This is a genomic window from Lentzea pudingi, assembly GCF_014646255.1.
GTDB classification, from domain to species: Bacteria; Actinomycetota; Actinomycetes; order Mycobacteriales; family Pseudonocardiaceae; genus Lentzea; species Lentzea pudingi.
Genome location: NZ_BMNC01000002.1, coordinates 117,746 through 131,889, shown reverse-complemented (window position 1 = coordinate 131,889; position 14,144 = coordinate 117,746). Strand labels below are relative to the sequence as shown.

Sequence of the window (14,144 nt, the reverse complement as noted above, 5' to 3'; positions counted from 1 at the left end):
GCGTTCACGGCGCGTGGAATCGGCTGAGTCAAAAGTGAAGTCGGACATGTCCGACTAATGGCGGTTACGCCGTCGAATCTCCGCCCCTGACGCTGTGTGTGCCGTGCTTCACACCCTGCACACACAGCGTCATAGGGAAGGACTGGCAACATGGCGAAAACCCTGCATCGCCTGATCGTGTCGGCCTTGGTGTCCGCTCTCGCGAGCATCTTCTTCATCGCCCCTCCGGCTACCGCGGACGACGTCTCGCCGATGATCGTCGGTGGCACGCGGGCAAGCACCTCGACGTACCCGTGGGCCGTCTACTTGGCGTCCACGTCCGGATCGCAGTTCTGCGGTGGAACGCTCGTGAAGGCCAACAAGGTCGTCACGGCCGCCCACTGCGTGTCCGGCCGTTCGGCCTCCAGCACGCGTGTCGTGCACGGACGTGACGACAAGCAGAGCACCGCGGGCACGGTCGCGAGCGTCACCCGGATCTGGGTGCACCCGAGCTACCGCACGGCGACCTCCGGCTACGACGTGGCCGTGCTGACGCTCGACCGCAACATCAGCTCGGCCACCCTGCCGCTGGCCACGCCGTCCGACACCGCGCTCTACGCGGCCGGCAACTCCGCGCTGATCCTCGGGTGGGGCACCACCTCCTCGGGTGGTTCCGCCTCGCGGTACCTGCTCAAGGCGAACGTGCCGCTGACGTCGGACTCGACCTGCAAGACCGCGTACTCGCAGTACAGCAACACCTCCATGGTGTGCGCGGGCTTCCCGCAGGGTGGTGTCGACACCTGCCAGGGTGACTCCGGCGGTCCGCTGGTCTACGGCGGCAAGCTCATCGGTGCCACGTCCTGGGGACGCGGCTGCGCGGGCGCGGGTTACCCCGGCGTGTACGCGCGGATCGCGTCGTACAACGCCGTGATCACCGCTCAGCTGTAAGCCTGTTGCGGGGTGCGTGCTCCGGCGCGCACCCTGCACGCATGGCTGATCTGGAAGCTGTGCCGGAAGACTGGTCGAGCGCGCTGGTCGTCGTCGCTCACCCCGATGACATGGAGTACGGCGGTGCGGGCGCCATCGCGCGTTGGACCGCCCAAGGCAAGAACATCAAGTACCTGCTCGCGTGCCGTGGTGAGAACGGCATCGACTCGATGGAACCGGCTGCCTGCGCGCCGTTGCGGGTCGAGGAGCAGATCGCGTCCTGTGCGGCCGTCGGCGTCACCGAGGTCGAGTTCCTGGACCACCCGGACGGCACCATCGAGTACGGCGTCCCGTTGCGGCGCGACATCGCGGCAGCCATCCGCCGCCACCGGCCGGAGTTCGTCATCACCGGCAACTACCGCGAGACCTGGCCCGGCGGTGGGTTGAACATGGCCGACCACATCGCCGTCGGACGCGCTGCCGTCGACGCGGTCCGGGACGCGGGCAACCGGTGGATCTTCCCGGAGCTCGGGCTGGAGAAGTGGGAAGGCGTCAAGTACGTGGCGGCGGCGTCCTCACCGTTGGCGACGCACGCCGTGGACATCACCGACTCGTTCGACGCTTCCGTGGCCTCTCTACGCGCGCACAAGGCGTACTTGGAGGCGTTGAGCGGCGACATGGCGGACCCGGAGCCGTTCCTCCGTTCGATGGCAGAAGCCGTGGGACAGCGCTTCGGAGGGGTGCTCGCCACCTCTTTCGAGCTGCTGACCGTGTGACCATGTTCCCTTCGGCTGGACACGGCGTGTCCGGTGTGGATGCTTCTACGCATGCCCTTTGAACAGCACTACCTGGCCGGCCTCGACCTCCGGGGCCGGCGCGTCCTCGTGGTCGGCGGAGGCACGGTCGCGCAGCGCCGTCTTCCTCGCCTGATCGCGTCCGGCGCCGTCGTCGAGCTCGTGTCGCCGTCCGTCACCCCCGCCGTGCAGGGCATGGTCGACGCGGGGGAGCTGACGTGGCGTGAGAGGTACTTCGAGACAGGCGACGTCGAGGGCGCGTGGTACGTGGTGGCGTGCACGTCCGACATCGACGTGAACGCGCAGATCGCTGAAGAAGCTCTCTCGCAGCGTGTGTTCTGCGTGCGCGCGGACATCGCCGTCGAGGGCACGGCCGTCACGCCGGCCACGGGCATGCACGACGGCATGCTGATCGGTGTGCTGGCGGGTGGTGAGCACCGCCGGTCGGCCTCCGTGCGGGACGGGCTCGTGGCGGCGTTGCGCGATGGCCGCATCGCGGACCAGGCCGCACCACCCGTCGGCGTCGCGCTGGTCGGCGGCGGGCCCGGTGACCCCGAGCTGATCACCGTGCAGGGCAAGCGTTTGCTGGCGCACGCGGACGTGGTCGTCGCGGACCGGCTCGCCCCGCGCGAGCTGCTGGAGGAACTGCCCGCGCACGTCGAGGTCGTGGACGCGGCGAAGATCCCCTACGGCCGCGCGGCGACGCAGGAGTTCATCAACCAGACGCTGATCGACCGCGCCAAGGAGGGGAAGTTCGTCGTCCGGCTCAAGGGCGGCGACCCGTACGTCTTCGGGCGCGGCTTCGAGGAACTGCTGGCGTGCGCCGAGGCCGGGATCCCCGTGACGGTGGTGCCAGGCGTGACGTCGGCGTTCGGTGTGCCCGCGTTGGCCGGTGTGCCCGTGACGCACCGAGGCGTGGCACACGAGGTCGTCGTCGTCTCCGGCCACGTCGCACCGGACGACCCGCGCTCTCTCGTCGACTGGTCGGCGATCGCACGCCTGCGTGGCACCGTCGTGCTGATGATGGCGGTCGAACGGGCAGGTGCGTTCGCCACGGCGTTGATGGAAGGTCGTCCCGGCTCGACCCCCGTCGCCGTGATCCAGGAGGGCAGCACCACGGCTCAGCGCGTCTTGCGGTCCACTTTGGACTCGCTGGGCGCGGACGTGAAGGCGCACGAGATCCGTCCGCCGGCGATCATCGTGGTGGGCCCGGTCGCCGACATCGCTTCCACGGAGAGTTAGATAAGTTTCTTCACAAAGGTCGTGCACCGGTGGACTTCGCATTCAGCCGTCAAGTCCACCGGTTTGCGGAGGCCCGCACAGCTGACGGGGTTTTCGCGACCCTCCCGACCCACAGGAGCTTGCGTGCCTACCCAGCGGACAGCCCCGTGGGCGGGACCGGGTGCTCACTACCACCGGCTGTACTCAGCGCAGTTCGCTGCAGCGATCTCAGACTGAGCACCCCCACAACGGTTCGCAGGGTTATCGCCACATACCAGGGAGCCAACAGCCCGAACCAGTCCGCCGTGAGCCCACCCAGCAGCGCACCGACCGGCTGCACACCCCAGGTGATCAGCGTCTGCGCGCTGCTGACACGCCCGAGCAACTCGGTGGGCACCGTTCTCTGCCGGAAGCTCGCCGTCGCCACACCCCACACCGCGGTGCAGAACGAACTCACCACCGCGAACACCGCGACCGTCACGAGGTCGTGGGCGACCGTGGCGATCCCCAGCCACATCAACGGGATGAGCACCACGGTGGCTGAGATCGTGTAGCGGTACCTGCTGATCAACCGCTCGGCAAACAGCCCGCCAGCCACACCACCACAGGCAAGCGTGGCCAGGAACGCCCCGAACCCCGCGTTGGTGAGCCCCAGCCGTTGCTGAGCGAACAACACCAGCGTCGCCATCGTCATCGCGATGCACAGGTTCGTGGTCGCCGACACGACGGTGATCGTCCTGAGCGCCTTGTGGTTCAACAGCCACCGCAAACCTTCTCTGGCCTTCGGCCGAACCGGTGGTTTGTCGTGGCTGGTGCGCATCTTGGTGACCAGCGCCGCCGCGATGGCGAACGTCAGCGCGTTGACCCAGAACGGCGCCGGAACCGCCACGGCGAACAACAGCCCACCAAGCGGAGGCCCCAGGAACTGCAGGGCTGTCGACTGCGAGGCGAACAGCCTGCCGTTCGCGCGCTCCAGCAGATGGTTCTCCACAGTGGCCTTGATGAGCGGCTGCCCGACCGCTCTCGGCACGGTCTCGGCAGTGCCGATGAGGAACGCCATGCCATACAGGAAAGCGATGTGCGCGTTGTGGAAGGCGGCGAGGACGGCCATCAACGCACATTGGACCCACAGCGCCGCGAGGAGAAGCCGACGGCCGTCGTACCGGTCGGCCGCCGCGCCTGCCGAGAGCGACACCAGCAGCCACGGCAGCGTGCCGAAGAAGCTGACACCGGCGATGAGCTTCGGATCCTGGGTGAGGGTGGCGGCGAGCAACGGCAGTGCCGCCAGGAAGAGGCCATCCCCCAGCGCGGAGACAGCGCTCCCGCTCCACAGCAAGTACCAGTTCCGCCCCATGGGGCACCTTATGCGGCACAAGCTGAACAACCGCCGCGCAGGCCCTACGCAGGCCCCACGCAGGCCCCACCCACCCTGGGGGCTGACCACCGGCCTTCATTCAACATAGCGACGATCCGCGCGTGTCAACCCACCGCTCACCGATCTGTGGACAACTGGGCCCGCGCACGGCGAGGCCGCCGTCCGCACACGGCGATGCCGCAGCCTCGGGGACGGCGGTGGCTGCCGCGTTGTCAACGGAGAGGGCTGCTGCTTCGCGAACGGCCTGGGGCCGCCGCCCTGCAAACGGCGAACGCTGCTGCTTCGGGAACGCTGCGCCTCGCGAACGCTGTGCCTCGCGAGCGGCGATGGCCGCTGCCCCGCGAACGCGGACGCTGCTGGCCTGGAGAGGGCGAAGGAACAGTCTCGCCAACGAAGCGGGGGTCGCCGCCCTGCAAACGGCGGACCCTGCACCCAGGAAGCGGCGCTGGTTGCTGCCCCGCGAATGGCGAAGACGGCTGTCTCGCGGTCGGCCTGGTCTGCTGTCCCGCAAGCGGGCCCCTGCACCCCAGGAAGCGGCGCTGTCCGGCGCATGGCGAAGGCTGCAGCCTTGCGAACAGCCTGGTACCGACACCTTGCAACGAGCGAAGGCGACCGGCTCCACACACGGCGAAGGCCGCCTCCCCGAAGGGAAGCGGCCTTAACCGTCGATCAGATCAAGCTCAGTGCTGCGGCGCCCGGCGCGGACGACCCGCGCTGCTGCGCTCGGGCCGGCCGAAACCACGGCCGCCCTCGGTGCGCTCCGAACGGCGCGGGCCGCCACGGAACTCGCCGCCGCCCTCGGTGCGGCGACCGGAGCCACCGCGGTACTCGCCGCGGCCGCCGCCGGCGGCCGGGGCACCGAAGCGACGTCCGCCGCTGCCGCCGCTGCGGCGGGCCGGCTTCTCGCGCTCGATGAGCGGCTCGCCCGAAGGCGTGCGGGCACCGGTGATGCGGACCAGGTCGTCGTCGCCGGGGCGCACCTTCGTGCTCTCCGGACGGATGCCGGCGCGCTGGGCCATGCCCTGGACGGCGCGGCGCTGGTCGTGCGTTACCAGCGTGACGACCGTGCCGGACTGGCCCGCGCGAGCCGTGCGGCCGGCGCGGTGCAGGTAGTCCTTCGGGTCGGCCGGCGGGTCGACGTGGACGACCAGGGACACGTCGTCGACGTGGATGCCCCGGGCTGCCACGTCCGTCGCGATCAGGACGGGCGTGGTGCCCTCGCGGAACTCGCCGAGCACGCGGGTGCGCGCGCTCTGCGCCTTGCCGCCGTGCAGGGCGCCTGCGGCGACGCCGACCGAGCGGAGCTTCTTGGCGAGGCGGTCGACGTGGTGCTTGGTGCGCACGAACATGATCGTGCGGCCCTCGCGCGCGGCCACCTCGGTCACCACGTTCTGCTTGTCCTCCGCGGACACGAACAGCAGGTGGTGCTCCATGGTCGTGACGCTCGCGGTGGACGGGGCCACCGAGTGCGTCACCGGGGAGTGCAGGTACTGGCGGACCAGCTTGTCCACGTCGCCGTCGAGCGTCGCGGAGAACAGCAGGCGCTGCCCGTCCTGCGGGGTCAGGTCGAGGATCGCGCGGACCTGGGGCATGAAGCCCATGTCCGCCATCTGGTCGGCCTCGTCCAGCGCGGTGATCTCGACGGAGCCGAGGTCGCACGTGCCCTGGCGGACGTGGTCGGACAGCCGGCCCGGCGTGGCGATCAGCAGGTCGACGCCGCGGCGGAGGTGTTCGATCTGGCGCGGGAACGACGTGCCGCCGACGACGACGCGGCACCACAGGCCCAGCGAGCGGGCGTGCGGCATGAGCGCCGTCTCCACCTGCATCGCGAGCTCGCGGGTCGGGACGAGGATCAGGCCGCGCGGCTTGTGCGGCATCGAGCGGCCGGACGCGAGGCGCGTCAGCATCGCGAGGCCGAACGCCAGCGTCTTGCCGGAGCCGGTCTGGCCGCGGCCGAGGATGTCCTTGCCCGCCATGGCGTCGGGAAGGGTGGCCGCCTGGATGGGGAACGGCTCGGTGATTTCGTTGGCGACGAGTGACTTGATCAGCGCGTCGGCCAAGCCGAGCTCAGCGAACGAGGGCAGCGGGCCTTCCGGCAGCGTGCTCTCGAAGTGCTCGGCGACGATCGGTTCCTCGACCCGCTGCTGCGGACGCGAGGAGTTGCCCTGGCGACCCGAGCGGCGCCGCGGTGACCTGCGGCTTTGTGCGTGCTCGGAACGACCTTCGGACATTGATGGCAAAACAAACCTCCGGGACATGGCACGTCTCGAGGCTGCCCCGCGTGCTACCGCGGTGCCGATCACAAGGACGGGCCCGGCGTGATGGTCACGCCGCTGATGAGTGGGTGGAAACACCGGTCAACGGCCGTCAAGCCTTCATCGGTGTACAGCACAGTCTAGCTGATCAATGAGAACGTCTCGCGCGCCCGGCAGTGTCGTTGGACACGGCCGGGCGCGCGACGCGGGTCAGGCCATACCCGCCACGTCCAGCAGCGTCGCCACCAGCGCGGACGGCTCGCCGATCTCCGCGGGCAGGCCGCGCGAGGCGAACCAGCCGCAGATGTTGCGGACGTCGCGGTCCAGGAACTCCACACCGCGCGGGTTCGCGACGAGGTCGACCACCTGCGGCAGGTCGATCATGATCAGCCTGCCCTCGTGGACCATCAGGTTGTACGCCGAGAGGTCGCCGTGCGTGATGCCCGCCTCGGCGAGCGTCATGAGCGTCGCGACCAGCTGGCGCCACAGGTCTAGCAGCTCGTCCTCGTCGGGACGGGTCTGCGCGAGCCGCGGTGCCGCGTTGCCGTCGGCGTCCCCGATGAACTCCAGCAGCAGCTCGGTGCCGCTGCGCTGCACCGGGTACGGCACGGGTGCGCCGATCTGCCACAGCCTGGTGAGAGCCGCGAACTCGGCGACCGTCCACTGTTCCGCGATCAGGTTGCGCCCGAACGCGGTGCGGTTCGCGATCGCCCGCGTCTCACGGGACTTCTTCATGCGACGACCCTCGAGGTACCCCGCGTCGCGGTGGAACATCCGGTGGTCGTTGCTGCGGTAGCGCTTGGCGGCGAGCAGGCACGCCCGGTCGCCCATCGCGCGTTCCAGCAGGAAGACGTCCGCCTCCTTGCCGGTCTTCACGATGCCCAGCTCGCGGTCGACCGCGGCCAGTTCCGTGATGAGCCAGTTCGGGTGCGGTTTCGGACCCTGCTCGGCGTCACCCCACGTGGACCAGCGGTCGCCGTCCTCGGGAGTGTCCGCCGTGCTGAGCTGGTCCTCGCGCACTCGCGCGACGCGCAGCTTCTCTTCTTCGGTCATGCGGCCGCGACGCGTGGGTTCCGCGTCGTCGGCCCTGCGGTTGGTGCGCTTTCCCTTGCGCCGCATGGTGTCGTCGGCGCCATCGAAAGCAGATTCGTAACGTTCGAAAAGATCGTGCTCGCGCACGGTGGGGTCTCCCAAAAAGATGAAGGGTGACCGCCCTGCTGGCGCTCTGCGATCAAACGGTGCTGATCAGGCGCGAAGGACGGCTGGACGGGTCGCGAATGCGGTGCCGCGCCCAAAGACAGGCTCTGACATCTCGCACCTCCTCGATCCAGCTCCGTTGTCACGCTTCGGGGAGAAGCTTGCACTGCGGGTCTCGCGCCCGCAACCGAATTAACCGGTGATCAGGTCCGCGGTCCTCTCGCCCGTCGGCACGATCTTCAGACCAGCCTTCTGCGCGAGCTTGACCAGGCCTTTCAGGTCTGCCGGCTCGGCGGCGGACTTGGTGATCGCGCGGGCGAGCAGGCCCTTGTGCGCCTTGTTGAAGTGGCTGACGACCTTGCCCTCGCTGGTGACCACCCGCACGACGACGGCGTGCGGGATCCTGGCGAGGCTCGAGTAGGCGCCGGAACGCAGGTCGACGACGAACTCGTCGGCGTCCTTCAGCACCGGTTCCAGCGCGGGCTTCCACACCGTGCGCAGGCTGCCGTGGGACGGGAGCGTGCTGCCGCCGGACAACCGGTACGCGGGCACGGGGTCGCCGCCTTTGAGCACGCCGAACAGCGCCGACGAGACGGCGAGCCGCTCGTAGGCCCGTTCCTTCTCGGCTTTCCTGAGCGACGGGAAGTCGAGGTTGTCGTAGAGCACACCGGTGTAGCGCAGCAGCGCGGGCGTGGTCTCCGACGTGCGCAAAGAGGCGTTGCGGTGGACCTCGTCGACCTGGCGTTCGGAGATGTCGAGCGCCTTGAGGCTCGCCGGGACATCGCGCGCGAGATCGGCCAGCGCGGACACGAGCTTGTCGCGCACGGGGTTGAGCTCGGGGAACGACAGCGCGTCGAGGTCGAGCGGCGCGCCCTCGCCGCCGATCGCCTTGGTCTCCGACGGGGGAAGCAGCACCAGCACGGTGCAAAGGGTAGGGCAGCGGGCGAAAACCGCTGGACCTGCGGGGTTGTTCGACGGCGTGAACGCACTCGAGCCGCGTTGCGCGGCTCGATCGACGCTGGGGGCGTCGCGGTTCGGGTGGGCCCGGCTCGCGCTGACGGACGGCGGGGCCGCGTGAGCGGCGAGGCGGTCTGCACGCCTGCCGCGGATGTGGTCTGCACGCCTGCCGCGGATGTGGTCTGCACGGCTGTCGCGGATGTGGTCTGCACGCCTGCCGCGGTGTGGTTTGGCCGGCGCGTTGCATCAGCCGGGTCGCGTCGCCTTGGCCGTGACGCCCTACGGTGCCTGCAGGATCAGGTAGGCGAGGCCCATCGTGCCGCGCCAGCCGCGGAGCCGGATGTTGCGCTGGCGGTCTGCCCTCGACCTGATCTCCTCGGCGTGTTCGGAGGTCGGGTTGGCGCGCAGCCAGCGTTCCCAGGCCAGGCCGTGGGCGTTCTCGAAGATGTCCCACTCGTCGAGGCTGGCCTGTTCCACCGCCAGCGGGCGGAAGCCGTGGGACAGGGCCAGGTCCACCAGATCGGCCAGTGAGACGTACTGCCCGCGGGGGATCGGCATCGCTGCCAGGTGGGCGTCTGTGGGTTCGCGTTCCCAGAAGCCCTCGCCCAGCAGGAACCTGCCGCCGGGGCGGAGGAGCTGCTTGGCTGCGGTGAGTGCGTTCACCGTGTGGTCCAACGGGTCTCCGCCGAACACCTGGGTGGCGCCGTTGACGATCAGGGCGTCGGCCTGTCTGGCCGGCTGCCACTCGGTCACGTCGGCCACCTGGAAGCTGACGCGGGCGGTGAGGCCTCGGGTGTCCGCGTTGGCCTGGGCGTGGGCTATGTCCACCGCGTTGCGGTCCACGCCCGTGCCGGTGGCGGTGGGGGCGGCTTCCAAGGTGCGCAGCAGGAATTCGGCCCAGCCGCAGCCCAGGTCGACCACGTGGGCGTCGTCCAGTGGCAGCAGCGAGCGGATCAAGCGGGCTGCTCGTTCCTCGGACAACGGCCCGTGGAACGTCACGTCCTCGTACAGCGGTGTGATCTTTGGCGGAGTCATCACTCGCAGAATGGCCCTTGTGGTGCGTCACGAGCAACGCAATATTCGGTTGTTGGGGACATCTCCTTTCCGTAGCTTCGGTTGGCGTGGAACTCGAGTGGCGCCCGCTCACGACAGCGGACATCCCGGCGGTCGCCGCGCTCTACAACGCGGCCGAGACGGTCGACGACACCGGCGAGCTGTTGTCCGAAGCGGACTTCGCCCAGTCGTTCGGCAAGACCGACCTGCCGGGCGGATCGCTGGCCGTGCGCGCGGGCGGAACGCTGGCGGCTTATGGACTTGTCGCGTTGCGCGACAACCCCGTTGGCACGCACCGGGTTCGGCTCGACGGCATGGTGCACCCCGAGTTCCGGCGCGCCGGCATCGGACTGCAACTCCTGCCGCGCCTTGTCTCGCTCGCGCGCGAGCTCCACGTCGCACGGCACCCGGACATGCCGCTCGCCGTGTGCACCATGATCGAGAGCCGGTCCGAGGGACACGTCGCGCTGGCGGAGAAGCTCGGCTTCACCGCCGACCGCCACTTCCACGAACTGGAGGTGGCACTGGGCGAGGCACTCGCCCAGGCGCCGATCCCGTCCGGCTACGAGATCGTGCCGTTCTCCGCCGCTCGCGACGACGAGGTCCGCAACGTCACCAACATGGCGTTCGCCCAGCACTGGGGATCGGTGGACCGCAGCCCGCAGGAGTGGGCGGCGTCGTTCACCGACAACCCTCGATTCGTGCCCGAGTCCTCCTTCCTGGCGCTGGCGGACGGCGCCGTCGTCGGGTTCGTGCTCGCACGGCACTACCCGGTCGTCGAGGAGATGACCGGCGTCCGCGAGCTGTGGATCGGGGACGTGGGCACCCTGGAGGAGCACCGCGGGCGTGGCGTGGCCTCCGCCCTGCTGAGCTGGACGCTGGCTCAGGGCAGGGCGAAGGGCTACCACCGCGCGGGACTCTCCGTGGACACGGCCAACGCGACCGGTGCGCTCGGCGTGTACGAGCGCGCCGGGTTCGAGTTGGCGCGGACCTGGATCGACTACGGGAAGCCCGTCGGGCTTTAGAGCTCCTCGCCCGGCTGGCCGACGCAGAACTGGTTGCCGTCCGGGTCGGCGAGCACGGACCACACGAGGCCGGGAACGCTGTGCACCCCGACCTCCGTGGCACCGAGGGCGACCAATCGGGCGACCTCGGCCAGGCGGTCCGGCACGTGCGAGTCGAAGTGGACCCTGTTCTTGCCCGGAGTCGCGTTCGGCACCTGCTGGATGCCGAGCACGACACCGGACTCCGTGGTCGGTGCGAGCACGATGAACTCACCCCAGTCGTTCTGGATCGTGGTGCCCAGAGCGGCCGTCCAGAACTCCGCGAGCTTGCGCGCGTCGCCCGTGTCGAGAGTGATCATGTCAATGGTCAGCGGCATGGGAGGGACGCTACCCAGGGGGTCTGACAATTCCGGTCGCCGCAGGTCAGAGCCCACACGGAGCACCGCGCGCGATTTCGGGGAGCGTCCAACCAGTACGCTGTTTCAACTGCCCGTGAACGAGGAGTACCCACCGTGATCACCAGGATGTCGTCGCTGTTCCTGCGCACCCTTCGCGAGGATCCGGCGGACGCCGAAGTGCCCAGCCACAAGCTGCTGGTGCGCGCCGGCTACGTCCGCCGCGTCGCGCCGGGCGGGTACACCTGGCTGCCGCTGGGCCTCAAGGTCCTGCGCAACATCGAGGCCGTCGTCCGCGAGGAGATGGACGCCTTCGGCGCGCAGGAGATCCAGTTCCCCGCTCTGCTGCCCAAGGAGCCCTACGAGGCGACGAACCGGTGGGAGGAGTACGGCCCCAACCTGTTCCGCCTCAAGGACCGCAAGGGCGCCGACTACCTCCTCGGGCCCACGCACGAGGAGATGTTCACGCTCACCGTGAAGGGTGAGTACAGCTCCTACAAGGACTACCCCGTCACGCTGTACCAGATCCAGACCAAGTACCGCGACGAGGCGCGTCCCCGTGCGGGCATCCTGCGCGGCCGCGAGTTCCTGATGAAGGACTCGTACTCCTTCGACCTCACCGACGAGGGCCTCAGCGAGTCGTACAAGAACCACCGCGACGCCTACATCCGCATCTTCGACCGGCTCGGCCTGGAGTACGTGATCGTCTCCGCCACGTCCGGCGCGATGGGCGGTTCGGCGTCCGAGGAGTTCCTCGCCGTCGCCGAGACGGGCGAGGACACGTTCGTGCGCAGCACCGAGTCGGGCTACGCGGCGAACGTCGAGGCCGTCACGACCCCCGCGCCCGCCGAGCAGTCGATCGACGACAAGCCCGCCGCGCAGGTGCACCACACTCCCGCCACGCCCACCATCGAGACGCTGGTCGACTTCCTCAACGCGAACACGGACCGCAAGTTCACCGCGGCGGACACGCTGAAGAACGTCCTGGTCAAGGTCAAGCACCCCGGCAAGGACTGGGAGCTGCTCGCGATCGCCGTCCCCGGCGACCGCGAGGTCGACTTCAAGCGCCTCGAGGCAGCCCTCGAACCGGCTGAGGTCGCGATGCTGGAGGCGGCCGACTTCGCCAAGAACTCGTTCCTGGTCAAGGGGTACATCGGTCCGGGCGCCATTCAGGCCAACGGCATCCGCTTCCTCGCGGACCCCCGCGTCGTCAAGGGCACCGCGTGGGTCACCGGCGCGGACAAGGCCGACCACCACGTCGTCGACCTGGTGGCGGGCCGCGACTTCACCCCCGACGGCGTCATCGACGTCGCCGAGGTCCGCGAGGGCGACGCGTCCCCGGACGGCAAGGGCGTGCTGACCGCGGCACGCGGCATCGAGATCGGCCACATCTTCCAGCTCGGCCGCAAGTACGCGGACGCGTTCTCGCTCGACGCCCTCGGCCCGGACTCCAAGCCCGTCCGCATCACCATGGGCTCGTACGGCGTCGGCGTCTCGCGGCTCGTCGCGGTCATCGCGGAGCAGTCGCACGACGACCGCGGCCTGATCTGGCCCCGCAACGTCGCTCCCGCCGACGTGCACGTCGTGGTCGCCGGCAAGGACGAGACGCTCATGGGTGCCGGTGAGGACTTCGCGAAGCAGCTCAGCGCCAAGGGTCTCAAGGTCCTGCTGGACGACCGCAAGGCGAGCCCTGGCGTGAAGTTCGCGGACGCCGAGCTCGTCGGCATCCCGACGATCCTGGTGATCGGCCGCGGCCTGAAGGACGGCACCGTCGAGGTCAAGGACCGCCGCTCCGGCGAGCGCGTCGAGGTGCCGGTCGCGGAGGCCGTCGACCACCTGGTGCAGGTCGTCTCTGGCTGAACCGCATGAGCGACAACTGACACGCCCGGCCGCACTGCGCGGCCGGGCGTTCGGCTTTCCAGGGTCGCGCGAGCGCTACGAGGTCGGCACCAGCGAGTCGACCATCTTCTGCAGGTCCGACTCCTTGGGCAACGGCGGGGTGGCGCCGCCTCCGCCGCCCTCCAGGTCGCCGTTCACGGCCAGCACGTGCAGCTTGTTGCTGCCGTTGAGCACGACGACCTTGACCATGCCCTTGCTCGCCAGGCACTTGTTGCCGGTCTGCGTGACGGTGGCGTCGACCTGCACGCCCTCGATGGTGACCTTCGCGCCGTCCTTCTGGGTGTGCTGGATCTTCACCGGCTTCGGCTGGGTCGTCGTGACCTTCGGGTCGCCGCCCGAGGAGTAGTACTGCGTGGCGAGGGCCTTGATGAAGTCGGTGGCCGCCTTGTTGATCTCGGTCTTCGGGAGCAGCGTGCCGCCGTTGGTGCCCTTGGTGAACGACTTGCCCTCGCAGGTGTAGTCGCCGTAGCTGGTGACGCCGGACAGCGAGATGCCGGCGTGGCCCTCCACCGGGATCTTGGCGTCCGCGATGACGTCCCAGTTCTTCGGGACCACGTAGTTGAAGCCGAGCGTCGTCTCCACGCACTGCTGGCCGTCGCTCTTCGGGCAGGGGCCGTCGGCCTGCTGCGAGGAGGAACTGGACGTGCTGGACGGCCCGGGCTCCGCGGTCGTGCCGCCCGAGCGCGAGATCAGGAACCAGGTGAGGCCGCCGCCGACGAGCAGCACCAGGGCGACGGTGCCGAGCACGAGCCAGAGCGTCTTGTTGCTCTTCTTCGGCGGTTCGCTGTCGAAGCCGCCGTACACGCCGAGGCCGCCGTACCCGCCGTAACCCTGCTGCGGGAAGCCGCCCTGCTGCTGGTCGGTCCAGCCGCCCTGCTGCGGGAAGCCACCGGTCTGCGGGTAGCCGCCGGTCTGGTAGCCACCGCTCTGGTGGTCACCCTGTTGCTGCTGGCCCCAGCCCTGCTGGTCGTTCCAGCCGCCCTGTCCGCCGCCACCTGGGTAAGTCACGGGGGAACGGTACCCCGTGGGTCTGACACGGGCTTAATTCATCACGCGTTGACTTTCGAGAGGAGAGCGGCGTAGCGTGC

Annotated in this window: 12 protein-coding genes; 5 read left to right on the top strand and 7 right to left on the bottom strand. The window is 69.4% G+C overall.

Translation table 11 applies throughout. The features are described 5' to 3' along the window. The first annotated feature begins 150 nt into the window (after window positions 1-150). The 3 genes from IEY88_RS06445 to cobA are packed head-to-tail and all read left to right on the top strand — an operon-like array spanning window position 151 to window position 2,942. Entirely contained in the window at window positions 151-927 is a 777-nt protein-coding gene (locus IEY88_RS06445; protein WP_189153708.1) for a S1 family peptidase, read from the top strand. 41 nt (window positions 928-968) lie between these two features. Then, on the top strand, window positions 969-1,682 hold the full coding sequence (locus IEY88_RS06440) for a PIG-L deacetylase family protein (RefSeq protein ID WP_189153707.1): 714 nt from the start codon (window positions 969-971) through the stop codon (window positions 1,680-1,682). Window positions 1,683-1,733: 51 nt separating this feature from the next. Further along, a complete protein-coding gene (gene cobA / locus IEY88_RS06435) occupies window positions 1,734-2,942 on the top strand; it encodes a uroporphyrinogen-III C-methyltransferase (RefSeq protein ID WP_189153706.1) in 1,209 nt (402 codons plus the stop codon). A gap of 127 nt (window positions 2,943-3,069) precedes the next feature. Here cobA and IEY88_RS06430 read toward each other — a convergent pair whose 3' ends face one another. The 5 genes from IEY88_RS06430 to IEY88_RS06410 form a co-directional block, all read right to left on the bottom strand. Further along, window positions 3,070-4,305 carry an MFS transporter gene (locus IEY88_RS06430; protein ID WP_189153705.1) on the bottom strand — a complete coding sequence of 412 codons (1,236 nt, stop codon included), beginning with the start codon at window positions 4,303-4,305 and terminating at the stop codon, window positions 3,070-3,072. 671 nt (window positions 4,306-4,976) lie between these two features. Continuing rightward, entirely contained in the window at window positions 4,977-6,527 is a 1,551-nt protein-coding gene (locus tag IEY88_RS06425) for a DEAD/DEAH box helicase (RefSeq protein ID WP_189153704.1), read from the bottom strand. 234 nt (window positions 6,528-6,761) lie between these two features. Then, complete coding sequence (locus tag IEY88_RS06420) at window positions 6,762-7,730, bottom strand: serine protein kinase RIO (RefSeq protein WP_373294038.1); 969 nt, start codon at window positions 7,728-7,730, stop codon at window positions 6,762-6,764. Window positions 7,731-7,940: 210 nt separating this feature from the next. Beyond that, window positions 7,941-8,669: a peroxide stress protein YaaA gene (gene yaaA, locus IEY88_RS06415; RefSeq protein WP_189153702.1), complete on the bottom strand. Its 729-nt coding sequence runs from the start codon at window positions 8,667-8,669 to the stop codon at window positions 7,941-7,943. 315 nt (window positions 8,670-8,984) lie between these two features. Further along, on the bottom strand, window positions 8,985-9,740 hold the full coding sequence (locus tag IEY88_RS06410; protein WP_189153701.1) for an SAM-dependent methyltransferase: 756 nt from the start codon (window positions 9,738-9,740) through the stop codon (window positions 8,985-8,987). A gap of 86 nt (window positions 9,741-9,826) precedes the next feature. Here IEY88_RS06410 and IEY88_RS06405 point away from each other — a divergent pair, with 86 nt between their 5' ends. Beyond that, window positions 9,827-10,783, top strand: coding sequence for a GNAT family N-acetyltransferase (locus tag IEY88_RS06405; protein WP_189153700.1), 957 nt, complete (start codon window positions 9,827-9,829; stop codon window positions 10,781-10,783). Here IEY88_RS06405 and IEY88_RS06400 read toward each other — a convergent pair. Then, entirely contained in the window at window positions 10,780-11,139 is a 360-nt protein-coding gene (locus IEY88_RS06400; protein WP_189153699.1) for a VOC family protein, read from the bottom strand. The two genes, IEY88_RS06405 and IEY88_RS06400, sit on opposite strands and share 4 nt — an antisense overlap. 135 nt (window positions 11,140-11,274) lie before the next feature. On the opposite strand from IEY88_RS06400, the gene IEY88_RS06395 reads away from it, so the two are divergent. After that, complete coding sequence (locus IEY88_RS06395; RefSeq protein WP_189153698.1) at window positions 11,275-13,017, top strand: proline--tRNA ligase; 1,743 nt, start codon at window positions 11,275-11,277, stop codon at window positions 13,015-13,017. A 75-nt stretch (window positions 13,018-13,092) separates the two neighbouring features. On the opposite strand, the gene IEY88_RS06390 is transcribed toward IEY88_RS06395, so the two are convergent. Beyond that, window positions 13,093-14,064 carry a DUF8017 domain-containing protein gene (locus tag IEY88_RS06390; protein WP_189153697.1) on the bottom strand — a complete coding sequence of 324 codons (972 nt, stop codon included), beginning with the start codon at window positions 14,062-14,064 and terminating at the stop codon, window positions 13,093-13,095. Window positions 14,065-14,144 lie beyond the last annotated feature (80 nt).